This is a genomic window from Nitrospira sp. M1 (genome assembly GCF_965152605.1).
The window spans coordinates 2,477,896-2,490,671 of record NZ_OZ224217.1; the positions used below are offsets into that span (position 1 = coordinate 2,477,896).

The following is a 12,776-nucleotide window of genomic DNA, read 5'->3' on the forward strand; positions in this document are numbered from 1 at the left end:
CTTCATGCCAATTCCTTCACTGCATCCCTGCGACGAATGCGCGCCTCAATGCCAACATCGTTCCATCATATTGTTATTTTTTCACCACGTAAGACTCTAAAAGTTTTGTATATTTGACAAAGGTATACATGCTGGCAAATACCGCAAAAATGACCCCTCGCGTTCCATCCCGATAGCCCTTCTTTATGACATACGTCTTGAAAAATATGATAAAAGGATTGCACACCAAATGATACCAGGAGACAGATTGTTGCGATTTGGCTTTCTCCGAAGCTGCCAACGTCGTATAGAGATTAAACTTCCTGAAATGATCCGTAATCTGTCTTTCCGTATAGTGATTCAAATGAGCGGAGAGGGTTGCAACCTGGCCATTAACGAGTAAATTTTCGTGAACAGCCACGTCATTATATTGCGCCGTACCTCTCCGAAAGACACGAATTTGATAGTCGGGATACGCGCCACCCCATCGAACCCATTGACCGTAAAAGTAATTTCGTCGCGGAACCCGAAAGGCCGCAATATCATTTGACACCGTGGTAAGGGTTTCTTGAATCTCTCTGGCCAGTTCCACACTCACGCGCTCATCGGCATCTACTATCGTAATCCAGTCAGAGGTGACGTGCTCCATACCAAAATTCTTTTGCGACCCAAAACCAGGCCAGGGTCGAATGAACACATGGTCCGTAAATCGCTTTGCAATCGCAACGGTACCATCCGTACTTTGGGCATCGACAAGAATAATCTCATCGGCCCAGGTCACGCTTTCTAGACATTCGGCAATATGTCGTTCCTCATTTTTGGTAATCACCAAAGCTGCGACAGTTGAACGCATAGACATCATTACCCTTTAAATCCATGTTTCATCACTTCACGATAAAACTTCCAATTCAACCAACGATTTCGTCTTGGACTTAATTTCTTTGCATGAGCAAGTCGCGGGTGCATGACGCGTGGATGATGCCCATGGAAATCCTTGAGGATTGCATAATTCGGAAATTGCGCTTGCAGCGCCGCTTCCCGATCCAACTCTTCAGGTGTACGTGTATTTCCATGCCACCATGACTCCATAACTCGCTTTTTGGCACGAAACGTCTCTTGATCTTTCACCCAACCATAATGAAACACACGAGCCGCAATCATCTGCCCTGAGGGACATGACTTAATCATTCGTGACGACTGGTCGGTTCGAAAATCGCAACCGTCGGCCGAAGAGTAAAGATTCCTGTTTGTTCGAATAATTCTCGTGGCTTTCCGATACATCCATGGATCAACAGACCAGTAGTCTCCCTTAAAATGAATCACACGAAAGACAAGCCCGAGAATATGCTTGTGAGTCATGTATGTGTTCATCGCATCCTGAATCGCTGGTAAGTCATCTTCATGAATCACTTCATCCCCTTGAACGAGAAAGGCCCAGTCGCCTGAACAATGAGAGAGCGCAATATCCTGTTGCTGTCCCAAGACTTTCCCATCGTGTTTCAGGGTTTCATCCCACACACTTTCAACAATCTTGATACGCGTATCGTCGAGAGACCGGATTAATTCCAGGGTCTCATCGTCAGAATTTCCAACGTTCACAATAAATTCGTCGACAATCGGCAATGCGGACTGAATCGCTTCAATGATGGGAAAGTCATAGAGAATGGCGTTTCGAATAAAGGTAAAACCACTGACCTTCATGCGTCACCCTCGACCGCGCCATCGGAAGTCTGTTGATCAAGAAATTTTCGATAGACGCATTCGGTTCGCGTAAGCATGCCCATAAAGCTATAGGCCTGCTCAATATGTCTTCTCGCTGATTCCCCTAAGTCTGCTCGTAGCCGTTGATTCGTGGCAAGACGAATCATGGCTTGAGCGAGTGCTTTACTATTTTTGGCTTCCACCAAAAGTCCGGTCTTTTCATTTTCTACGACCTCTCGAATACTCCCCACGTCAGTCGCTATGGCCGCAATCCCCATTGCCATCGCTTGCGTCAAACTTTGCGGGACGCCTTCAGCCGCAATCGATGGCAAGACAAACACATCCATCGACGCTAACTGAGACGCGACATCCTCTCGATACCCGGTCAACACGACACGATCTTGCAATCCCAGCTCATCTCTTATCTGGACGATTGACGCATAGTCCGGCCCATCTCCCACAATATGTAATACAACATCTGGCACTTGAGACAACACCATGTGAAATGCCTCTAAGAGATACGATAATCCTTTATATGTTCTGAAAAACGTTACCGTCCCGATCACCACAGTCCGGTCAATCATGGAAAATTGAGTCTTACGATGATGCTCTTCCAGGTTACACTGAAATGTCTCCAAGTCGACTCCGGTGGGGATGGAGATGACTCGCTCATCAGGTACGTTCGCCTGCCGCATCACGAGATCCTTGACCGCCTCTCCAGTCGTCACGACAGCGTGAGGCAACCGTTGATACAACACACGATGACGCCAGGTCTTGGCAATCATCGTGGACTTATGGCGTGTACGAATAATCAACGGGTGGCGACGTGAGAAACGGCCTGCAATGGCCGCCGTCCAACTGTCAATCGACCCATGGGTGTTCACCACTTGAATATGATGCCGTGCAATGAGTTTGAGAAAGACCATAATGAGCCACATCCATCTCATACGACTCATGAGAACCTCTTCGACAACAAGGCCCTGTTGCTTCGCCCGCATGGCCAGTTGACTGCGAGGCTGTACCACCAGAACAACGTAGTGGCCTTGCTTTACCATGCCATGCACTTCATGAAGAATACGAAATTCCTGCCCACCAAGCTCCATAGAGGATTCAGTATGCAAAATTCGTAATGGATGATGCGACGGTCTGAAGTTCCTTGAAATACCTGATGTCATTGAACCCATCCAGGCAGGCGTGACTTCATCAACAGGAAGACTCACCGTGAGTCAGTTCCCACAATTTGGCGTATTTGACAAACGTATAGTAGGCATACAGCCCGGACAACACGAGGCCAGGTTTTCCATCGAGAAACCCCAAGCGCAGCACATACATTTTAAAAAATGTGAACAGCGGATGAGAGATCAGTTGGTGGCGGTGGAATCCACGGCCACGCTTTCGCATCTCTTTGGACATCAAGGACGAATATCGGTCCATTTTCATAAAATACTGATCGATAGTACGAAAGGGATATTGCCGCACATGATTCGTAAAGTAGCCGGTTTTCCCTGTCACGGTATAGCTCTCGTGCACAAGATCATCGTGATACCGCATATGGGATTTATGAAAAAATTGTGGTTGTCGATAGTCAGGATACCATCCACAATGCGTAATCCACCGGCCAAGAAAATTATTGAGTCGTGGGACAAAATATGCCTGCGCCGTCGGACCTTCCGCTAAATAACGGCGAATTTCGTCACGGACTTCCGGTGTTGCGCGTTCATCGGTGTCGAGGCTAAATATCCAATCATACGTCGCATGCGACATGGCTTCGTTTCGTAACCGTCCAAACCCCTGAAAGGTATGCTGATAAACCCTATCTGTATATTCGAGACTAATCTTTGTTGTCTGGTCTGTACTAAACGAATCCACAACGATGATTTCATCAGCCCAGGCCAAACTCTCCAAACAGTCACGCATGTTCGCTTCATCATTGAAAGCAATCACGACTGCAGAAACTTTGGGACTATTCGTCATCGATTACACATTCTTTCTTCCAGGCTTTATTCTTTTCATAACCCATACAGCCAACCAATTATGAGTGATGGTTTTCAGCAACATGATGTCTGCTCACGTTTGAGTCTCCTAGAATGGATTCGATCGCACACATGACTTCAGCAACAGAAATCATCGTCAGGCATTCTTTTTCCTTGGCATGATGACAGATGGTTTGTCCGCAGGGGCGACAAGCGAGGGTCGTTTGCGTATGCAAGGACCGATGTACACTCGTCTTGTACGGTCCAGTCGCACCAGCATGAGTCGGACCATATAGCCCGACAACTGGAACTCCTACGGCCACGGCAAGATGGATAGGAGCCGAATCATTGGCAATCAGTACATCCATCTCACGCAAGAGACTTCCAAGTTGACGTAGACGAAGCTTCCCCACCATATCAATGCACTGCCCGTTCGTTACGCTAGAAAATTTCTCCATAATCCACTGCTGAGCAGGTGAGCCAAGCACCACGACCTTACAATTCGGCCAATGCACCAAATTTTCCGTAAGATCCACAAAACGATCCAACGGCCAATTTTTGATATCTTCACGAGATAATGGCGCAATCGCAATGAGTCGATCTCCCGTCTTCACTCCAGCTTCATCCAATCGTTGTCGAACAATACGTCGATCAGCTTCGATATCAGGGAGCCAAAATGTCGGAGCGTCGGTCTCCGCACCAAGATACCGAGCAATCGCTAAATTTCTATCCACTGCATGCATGTCAAGGAGACGCCATGCACGATCTATCGGCAAGGGTAACTCCACCCGTTGGGTATAAAACCATGGACTCGCTTCTCGTCCCTCAGCAAATCCAATACGTTCAGATGCACCGGAGAGACCAGCAAGGAGTCCCGTTCGAAATAGTCCTTGAAGGTCAATAACCATATCGTATTGCCCCTGACGAACCCGACGAACTAATGAAGGCCAGTACCGCAAACGAAAATTAACAGGAATGACTTCATCAACATCGGGATTGCCTTCCAACAGTTCAGCCCACTCCACTTTGATCAACCACGTAATACTTGCCAACGGATAGCGTTGACGTAATGACGCAAGCGTTGGAAGAGCGTGCACGATATCTCCCAGAGAACTGGGCTTCAAAAGCAGTATTCGCTTCGGCTCAGGAATCATGCACGGGCCAGTCTAAAGTGAAATTCACTAGTTAATGTAATTGTTTAGAATTATAGGTACTCAAAAAGAATAATGGACAAGGCACCGCATATACCTACTCAACACTCCACTGCCTTGTCTGTGTATCCCGAAGAATCCATTCAACTGCCTCACGAAAAGTTAAAGTAATGCATTCAATACTTAATTCACCTCGCTTCTTTGCGTCAATCGCGTCTTGACTTACCGGACTCGTATTGACCAACACGCCAATCGCTCCAACATTACTCGCTAACTCCATATCACTCCGCTTATCACCAACCATATAACTTCGAGCCACTGAAACCTGTAATGATTCAACTGCCTGATGAATAAGCCCGGGTTTCGGCTTACGACACTCACAACCTGCGTCAGGAAGATGAGGACAGAAAAAAACTCCATCCAAACTCCCCCCACCCTGTTCCAATAAACGTTCAAGCTTATCATGAATAGCCAGCAAGTCGACTCTCGTGAGATACCCCCGTCCAATTCCAGATTGATTCGTAACGAGTACCACAGCACACTCAGCCTGCTTTAATTTGGCAACGGCTTCAACCACACCGGGATACAACACCAGCGCATCGGGGTTCGACAGATATCCCGGATCTTCATTTAAGGTTCCGTCACGATCGACAAAGACTGTAATGCCTCTATGCTTCACAATTCGCTCTCATCTGCTTTTGAAAGTTGGCGCAGAGCCATTTCATAGGCTTGCTGAACCGTTACTTGCGTCATACAGCGATGGTCAATCGGGCAGGAACGCAAGAAACAAGGCGCGCATCTGACGGACTCCTGCACCACGGCATCCTCCAAACCGAACGGAGCCGTATACCCCGGATCCGTTGATCCAAAAATCGCCACAAGGGGAACATGAAATGCCGCGGCAATGTGCATAGGACCCGTATCGTTGGTAATAAAAAGCGAACACCGTTTAATAATCACCATAAGTTCACGTAGCGAGGTTTTCCCAGATAGGACGATTGGCGTGGACTGCATCAAAGAAGCAATATTATTCGCGAGCAACTCCTCTCCAGGCCCCCCGACAAGCACACACTTAACCGTTGCCGCCGATCCAGCTAGATGCCGAATATGATCCAACACGCGATCAGCCAACTCGGCAAATCGATCCGGCAACCATCGCTTCGATGAACCATAGACCGAGCCGGGATTCAGACCAATCATATACTCTCCATTCTCTGTGACAACTTCCGGAAAGCGTTGGTTCACGGAATCTTCATCATGATCAAACGCCACAAGCTGCATTCGACGTGGAAGCGTATACCCTAAGGCTTGCTGAATAAAGCTCTGATAATATCGGACTTGGTGCAGATCTTTTTTGCCGTGTCCCAGCGGCACCGCTTTGGAAAGCAGAAAACTTCGCCCATCCGTTCCATAGCCCCACCGATGTGGAATACTGGCACAGAGAGAGAGAAAGGCTGCCTCAAAGGCATTTTGCAGTAGAATAGCTACCTGAAATTCCTGCGCTCGAAGTTCTTGAATGAGACGTACTTTCCCCATCATTCCTGCATGGGTACCCCGATGTTGATACAGCAATACAGTATTGATGCTGGGATGATCTCTTAATAACTCTGCAATAGCAGGCCTTGCCCATAAGGTAATCTTGGCATGCGGAAAGCATTCCCGTATATCCATAAGAGCCGGTGTACACATCACCGCGTCGCCAATCCAATTAGGCGCTCGAACGACAATATTCGAAATACTTTGATCAGTCATTGATATGCAGACTCATGAACATGTGACCAAAAATGAATATGGAAGATGCATCGGAACAACACGTCCCTTCTCTATACAAAAACACGCTTCAATAGCTCCAGGAATTCTTTCTCACCTTCCTCAACGTTCGTCTCAAGACGCATGGCCCAAATATTCTCATGCCCCTTGAGCAACGGAAAAACTTTCACTCCGTCTTTTTCAGTCGTTAAGACGACATCCACATCATGTTGTTGCGCGTCCCCACAAATGCTTTCAATGTGTGCCGCGGAATACGGAAAATGGTCAGTAAACTCCAACTCGCGAACGATTGTCACGCCCATGCGTTCGACTGCCAGACGAAACGACAAGGCATTGCCGATACCGCTAAACATCAGAACCCGCTTCCCATGAAGCCAATCGCTAGACTTCACTTCATGCGTCGCGACATTCATCATCGTCGGCGTATGGAATGCAATATGAATGGGAGAAAAGGCGTGACCAATGGCCGACTGAAGAGGTCGAATGATATCCAAAGCCTGTCGAGTCTGATTCGCGCGCGTGATCAAAATAGCCGTGGCTCGTCGAGCGCCGATCAGAGGCTCCCGTAGCCGCCCTCTTGGCAACAGAGCGGACAGACCTCGTCGATCTGAAGCATCAATCAACAACAGGTTACAGTCTCGATACAGTCGTAAATGCTGAAAACCATCATCAAGCAGAAAACAGTCAACGTCGAGTCGCTCAAGAGCCCAGAGACCAAGCTTATATCGATCATTTCCAACAGCAATCACCGCCCCAGGACAGCGTTGCGCCATCAAAAACGGTTCATCACCAACTTCTTCCGGACCCACAAGACATTCACGACCGTCCGACACGAGTACACAATCTGCGGTATTGGCTCGACGATATCCACGACTCAAGATTCCAACTCGTTTACCATTCGTTCGCAACCAGTTTGCCAACCATATCACCACTGGAGTTTTTCCAGTTCCACCAACCGTCAGGTTTCCCACACTAATCACAGGACGCGGGAGTCGAGCCTCTCGCAACCATCCCTTCTCATACAGCTTTCCTCTCGTCTGAACGACCAGGCCATACGGAATGGTTAGCATGGTAAGTATGCCAGGGCAATGACGGTGAAACCACAAGACGCTTTTCTCTGCTTGCATGCCAATATCCAACATCATGACATTTCATGGACGGTGCTCAGAATAGTTTGCTCACGTCTTACCAACCACATCTCCAGCTGACCGCGCTGGGTGAGTTACATCAAGGATAGGGACAACTGATTGGATCTTGTGAAGATTGCGTTTGACGACTCCGCGATGTGCCGTAAGAGCCTGCTGCGCGGCATGACCAACACGAAGACTCCATGACTCATCGCCATGGGCCATTGTGATTTGATTGAATAATTCATCCTCATCTTGAACTTCAATCCCACCTCCGGCTTCCTGTAATATCCGAGCCACCTCGACACAATGATCCGTATGCGGCCCAAAGAACACAGGAATCCCATGTCGGGCTGGCTCCAAGAGATTATGCCCCCCAATTGGCGTCAAGGTACCTCCAACAAACGCAATCCATCCCAACGCATAGATTGACGCAAGCTCTCCTCGAGTATCGAGCAGAATGACCCGTGGCGTTTTCAATGCATCATTCTGTCCATGGTGATTCTGCAAACGACTCTTTCGAAAACACAGAAAACCGTGCCGTATGATATTGTCCTCAACCTGTTGGCTACGCTCAATATGACGAGGGGCCATGAGCAACACCAGAGACGGTACAGTGTCACACAAGCGCTTGTAGCAACGGAGGAGCTGATCTTCCTCTTCAGGATGCGTACTTCCTGCCACAAACAATTTTTCGTGCGGAGCAAGACCGAGTATGGAACGGGACACCGATTCAGGATAATGTTCTGGCTGTGTGTCAATGGAATCAAATTTCATGTTCCCACTATTCAGAACAGTGTCAGGGTTGGCCCCGAGATTGATCATACGTTGAGCATCTCGTTCAGACTGCATTAAACAGAGAGTCATAGAAGACAGCACATGTCTCATAAAACCTTGAATGCGTTGATACCGTTGATAGGAATTTGAGGAAAGTCGCCCATTCACAAGAATCGTCGGAATCTGTTGTTGGGCCATGGACCGTAGAAGATTAGGCCACAATTCGGTTTCGACAAGAAGAAACGCCACGGGCTGCAATGCACGAATGTAGGCCCGTACCGCCCAGGGAAAATCGACAGGACAATAACAATGCTGAGCGATGCCACGTAATTGTCGCTCAACGACTTCGCGTCCTGTTTCGGTAACAGTGGAGATCACCAGCGAACAATTGGGAGACTGCTCATGCAAGGCTTTCACAAAGGGAACCACCGCCGTGACTTCTCCCAAAGAAACGGCATGAATCCAAATGACGGGAACGGGTAAGTGCTTAAGATTGTCGGGAACTCGACCTAACCGTTGTAGAAGACCGCGACGACATCGCGGCTTGACTAGGAGCCCCAACACGATAAATGGAAACGCGATCAGCAGGAGAACATTGTACAAGAAGTACCCCACCATACCCCTCACGCATGACAAAAAAATCTCGCATCACAACTGACTGGAGAGCAAACGAATGAAAGGAAATGGTCTCAGCCTTTCCATCAACGGGCCAATGCATACCAGGCTCTATTGTTCAGAAAATTCTGCATCGGCTTCGAGAGTGATCTTGACCAATGTGCGTTCCAGTTCAAGACGCTTGCCCTCAAGCGCCTCGCGAGAAGAGGTCGCATCAACCCACAAAGGAGCCCCCCAAACAAACAAAGCCTGCCCCAATGGATAGGGGACCACAAACTGGTCCCAACTGGAGAAAAGTTTTTTTTTGAGTACGCCACGGTCACTGGAACAATGGGTTGTCCGGTCAGCTTCGCCAAATGAATCACGCCTTCCTGTACCTTCCACTTGGGCCCCTTGGGACCATCGGGCGTGACAACAAGATCCGCACCACTTCGTCCATGACGAACCAATTGCCGAAACGCCGCACTCCCACCCCTCGTCGTTGACCCTCTTACGGATCGAAACCCCAATCGGCTAACAATACGATGAATCAATTCCCCATCCCGGTGTTGACTAATTAAAATATACGCCAGCTTCCCACGATACACTAACGGCATCATGCATTGCCGTCCATGCCAAAAGGCAAAGATCACAGACTTCCCTTCACGATATAGCTCATGAACAGAATCCTCACCCCGTTTTCGCACATCCAATGAATGCCCGAGCCATTGAATAAGTCTGGCTCCCAAAACTGGGACAAGATGAAGCGTTATCCAGTGAGAAGCAGACATATTCGTTAGACCGTATGTGATTCCAACGAGGCAATGGCCGTGTGTTCAAATTGCGTCTGATAGAGTCGAGTATAGATTCCACCATGCTTGAGCAATTCCGCATGCGTACCCATCTCAACGATGTGCCCGTGCTCAAGCACCACAATGCGATCAGCATGCTGAACTGTCGAAAGTCTGTGTGCAATCACTAACGTAGTTCGATGGCTCATTAAATTAGCAAGTGCAGCCTGGACAAGCCTCTCAGATTCAGAGTCCAGAGCCGACGTTGCCTCATCTAGAATTAAGATGGGTGGGTCGCGCAAAATCGCTCGCGCAATCGCTAACCGTTGTCTCTGGCCTCCCGAAAGCTTTACTCCATCTTCTCCTACCAGCGTATCTAATTGCTTCGGGAGTTGCTCAATAAACTCCCAGGCAAAAGCGGATGTCGCGGCATCGATAATCTCAGCATCGTTGGCATCTGGACGTCCATACGCAATATTATTTCGTATCGTGTCATCGAATAAGACCGTTTCTTGTGACACAATGCCGATTTGACGTCGCAAGGATGCTCGACTGGCTTCACGCACATCCTGTCCATCGATTAAGAGCATGCCATCTGACGGGCGATAGAATCGAGGAACCAAGCTGACGAGGGTGGATTTCCCACTCCCGCTGCTTCCGACCAGCGCAACCACTTCCCCAACTTGAATGGTCAGTGAAATATCTTGCACGGCTGGCCGATCACTGCCTTCATATGAAAATGTCACATGACGAAACTCTAATGACTGTGCAATGGGTGAAAGAATGGCTTTCCCGTCATCGCGATCAAACTCGGTTTCCAGATCCAAGACATCAAAGACTCGCTTTGATGCAGCAAGTGCGCGTTGAACCGTCTGATTGGCACCTGAAAGACGACGAATTGGAGCATAGGCCATAAACATGGCCGCGAAGAATGAAGAAAATTCTCCTGGAGTCATTGCCCCAATACTGATCAGATGTCCGCCATACCAGGTAATGACCATGGTACCACAGACGCCGATAATCTCCATCAACGGTGATGACAACGCTGAAACCTGGGCTGACTTTTGGCTTGCCGATCGATAAGCTCGATTCGTCACATCAAATCGCTCCGCTTCTGACTCCTCCCGCCCATAGGCTTTCACAAGACGAATTCCTGAAAAGGCTTCTTTCAGGACAGCCGCCATATCCCCCATACTTTCCTGACCGCGTGTGGCAAGTTTCCTCAATCGTTTTCCAATACGAACAATCACGAATGCCGAAGCGGGAAGGATAAACAACATGACGATCGCCAATTTCCAGCTCTGGTAAAATACCACGCCTAACAATGCCACAAACGTCAGGCCTTGCTGAAAAAGATCTTTCATAATACTTGGAATGGCATTGGCCATTTCATTCACATCACTGATCACGCGTGCCACTAATCGCCCTGAAGCATTCCCATCATGAAACCTCACGGGTAACCGCACGATGTGAACAAATAACTGATGCCGCACGTCTGAGACGATCCAGTTCCCGACATAACTCATCAGGTAGGCCTGTCCATACGCACAACTCGCCTTCACAATCGCCACACCCAAAATAATGGCTGGAAGCACACGAAACCAATAGGCATCCTGTTCGATAAAAATCCCATCCATCAGCGGCTGCACGAGCCACGCATACGTGGCCTGCAAACTGGCAACACCTATTGAACACACGAGTGCCGCGGCTAATCGAACTCGATAGGCGTGAACATATCGGAGCAGACGCAAGAAAGTCGTCACGCTTGCACCTCCGCCAGCACACATTCTGCCGCACGACGAGACGCCCCTGGATCACCCAACGCATCACGAACGCCCTGAAATGAACTCCGCATATCGTCAAGCAACTGGGGATTATGTAATAGTCGAAGCGCTTCGGGAACCAACTGCTTGACTGTCATGTCATGCTGAATGAACTCAGGCACAATACGGCGACCCGCCACAATATTGACTAACCCAATATAGGGTATTTTGATCAAAAGTCGCGCAATGGCGAAGGTCAACCACGGAACACGATAGACAATAATCATAGGAGTCCCGATAATGGCCGCCTGAAGTGTTGCTGTTCCAGATGCCACAAATAACAGATCTGCCGCTGCCATGACTTCATTTGGCTGATCGTCCACAACAGAAACCTGCAAACTTTTATAGCCTTTGATTTTATCATGAATGCCAGCATGCGACACGGACGATGATTTTGCAATGGTAATGTGGATATCAGGGAAAGCCTTTTTCACTTCCCACGCAGCTTCAAGCATTGTTGGGAGACAACGTTCCACTTCATGTTCTCGACTTCCAGGCAGAAGGCCCAAGACACGCGACCCGTTCGGAATATCCAATTGCTTTCGAATGACCCCTTGATCGTAGGACGATTGCACCTCATCCAATAAGGGATGTCCCACAAAATTACAAGGAACGCCAGCCTGACGGTACAACGATTCTTCAAAAGGAAAAATCACTAACATACGGCTCACGGCACGCTGAATCACACTCAGACGGCGTTTCCCCCATGCCCATATTTGCGGTGCAATATAATAGATGACATGCTGATTAGCTTTTACCGCGGTTTTGGCTAATCGAAGATTCATACCTGGACTATCAATCAACACAACAGCATCATACGTGTCCTTCCTTAGCATTTTTTTCAAGCTCCGCAACGTGCGCATCCCACGACGAAGTTGCTTCAGCCCCGGTACGCCAATGGCATCAACCGATTCAATGCCAGGAAGTAAGTGAACACCTTCAACGGACATGCGTTGACCGCCAACGCCATCGATGTGAATCTGGGGATGTAACCTGTAGAGCTCTTTAGCGAGATTCGCGCCATGCAAATCGCCTGAAGCTTCTCCAGTCACAATAAGAATTCGTGGTGAAGATTTCACAATAGTCTGCG

General features: G+C 48.6%; 12 protein-coding genes. All 12 read right to left on the reverse strand.

The window, feature by feature from the left end; all coding sequences use genetic code 11:
- Positions 1 to 73: 73 nt before the first annotated feature.
- Positions 74 to 832: a glycosyltransferase family 2 protein gene (locus ACWHX8_RS11345; protein ID WP_447968236.1), complete on the reverse strand. Its 759-nt coding sequence runs from the start codon at positions 830 to 832 to the stop codon at positions 74 to 76.
- An 8-nt stretch (positions 833 to 840) separates the two neighbouring features.
- Positions 841 to 1,680 carry a hypothetical protein gene (locus ACWHX8_RS11350; RefSeq protein ID WP_447968237.1) on the reverse strand — a complete coding sequence of 280 codons (840 nt, stop codon included), beginning with the start codon at positions 1,678 to 1,680 and terminating at the stop codon, positions 841 to 843.
- Positions 1,677 to 2,900, reverse strand: a complete 1,224-nt coding sequence (locus ACWHX8_RS11355) for a glycosyltransferase family 4 protein (protein ID WP_447968238.1) — start codon at positions 2,898 to 2,900, stop codon at positions 1,677 to 1,679. Before ACWHX8_RS11355 ends, ACWHX8_RS11350 begins: the two co-directional genes overlap by 4 nt.
- Positions 2,884 to 3,654 (reverse strand): glycosyltransferase family 2 protein, encoded by a 771-nt coding sequence (locus tag ACWHX8_RS11360; RefSeq protein WP_447968239.1) that lies wholly within the window; start codon positions 3,652 to 3,654, stop codon positions 2,884 to 2,886. The genes ACWHX8_RS11355 and ACWHX8_RS11360 overlap by 17 nt, the downstream gene beginning before the upstream one ends.
- Positions 3,655 to 3,712: 58 nt before the next feature.
- On the reverse strand, positions 3,713 to 4,750 hold the full coding sequence (locus ACWHX8_RS11365; protein WP_447968240.1) for a glycosyltransferase family 9 protein: 1,038 nt from the start codon (positions 4,748 to 4,750) through the stop codon (positions 3,713 to 3,715).
- A 151-nt stretch (positions 4,751 to 4,901) separates the two neighbouring features.
- Positions 4,902 to 5,483 carry a D-glycero-alpha-D-manno-heptose-1,7-bisphosphate 7-phosphatase gene (locus ACWHX8_RS11370; RefSeq protein ID WP_447968241.1) on the reverse strand — a complete coding sequence of 194 codons (582 nt, stop codon included), beginning with the start codon at positions 5,481 to 5,483 and terminating at the stop codon, positions 4,902 to 4,904.
- Positions 5,480 to 6,556: a lipopolysaccharide heptosyltransferase II gene (waaF, locus tag ACWHX8_RS11375; protein WP_447968242.1), complete on the reverse strand. Its 1,077-nt coding sequence runs from the start codon at positions 6,554 to 6,556 to the stop codon at positions 5,480 to 5,482. Before waaF ends, ACWHX8_RS11370 begins: the two co-directional genes overlap by 4 nt.
- A 71-nt stretch (positions 6,557 to 6,627) precedes the next feature.
- Positions 6,628 to 7,719, reverse strand: a complete 1,092-nt coding sequence (gene lpxK, locus ACWHX8_RS11380) for a tetraacyldisaccharide 4'-kinase (RefSeq protein ID WP_447968243.1) — start codon at positions 7,717 to 7,719, stop codon at positions 6,628 to 6,630.
- 33 nt (positions 7,720 to 7,752) lie between these two features.
- Positions 7,753 to 9,081, reverse strand: coding sequence for a 3-deoxy-D-manno-octulosonic acid transferase (locus ACWHX8_RS11385; protein ID WP_447968244.1), 1,329 nt, complete (start codon positions 9,079 to 9,081; stop codon positions 7,753 to 7,755).
- A gap of 98 nt (positions 9,082 to 9,179) precedes the next feature.
- Positions 9,180 to 9,863, reverse strand: coding sequence for a lysophospholipid acyltransferase family protein (locus tag ACWHX8_RS11390; RefSeq protein WP_447968245.1), 684 nt, complete (start codon positions 9,861 to 9,863; stop codon positions 9,180 to 9,182).
- Between the two features lie 5 nt (positions 9,864 to 9,868).
- Positions 9,869 to 11,626: a lipid A export permease/ATP-binding protein MsbA gene (msbA, locus tag ACWHX8_RS11395; RefSeq protein WP_447968246.1), complete on the reverse strand. Its 1,758-nt coding sequence runs from the start codon at positions 11,624 to 11,626 to the stop codon at positions 9,869 to 9,871.
- Positions 11,623 to 12,765: a lipid-A-disaccharide synthase gene (gene lpxB / locus ACWHX8_RS11400; protein WP_447968247.1), complete on the reverse strand. Its 1,143-nt coding sequence runs from the start codon at positions 12,763 to 12,765 to the stop codon at positions 11,623 to 11,625. The genes msbA and lpxB overlap by 4 nt, the downstream gene beginning before the upstream one ends.
- Positions 12,766 to 12,776: the final 11 nt, after the last annotated feature.

Coding starts and splice junctions, on each gene's coding strand:
- ACWHX8_RS11350 (WP_447968237.1), bottom strand. CDS start 1,680: ATGAAGGTCAGTGGTTTTACCTTTATTCGAAACGCCATTCTCTATGAC.
- ACWHX8_RS11345 (WP_447968236.1), bottom strand. CDS start 832: ATGCGTTCAACTGTCGCAGCTTTGGTGATTACCAAAAATGAGGAACGA.
- lpxK (WP_447968243.1), bottom strand. CDS start 7,719: ATGATGTTGGATATTGGCATGCAAGCAGAGAAAAGCGTCTTGTGGTTT.
- waaF (WP_447968242.1), bottom strand. CDS start 6,556: ATGACTGATCAAAGTATTTCGAATATTGTCGTTCGAGCGCCTAATTGG.
- ACWHX8_RS11390 (WP_447968245.1), bottom strand. CDS start 9,863: ATGTCTGCTTCTCACTGGATAACGCTTCATCTTGTCCCAGTTTTGGGA.
- ACWHX8_RS11360 (WP_447968239.1), bottom strand. CDS start 3,654: ATGACGAATAGTCCCAAAGTTTCTGCAGTCGTGATTGCTTTCAATGAT.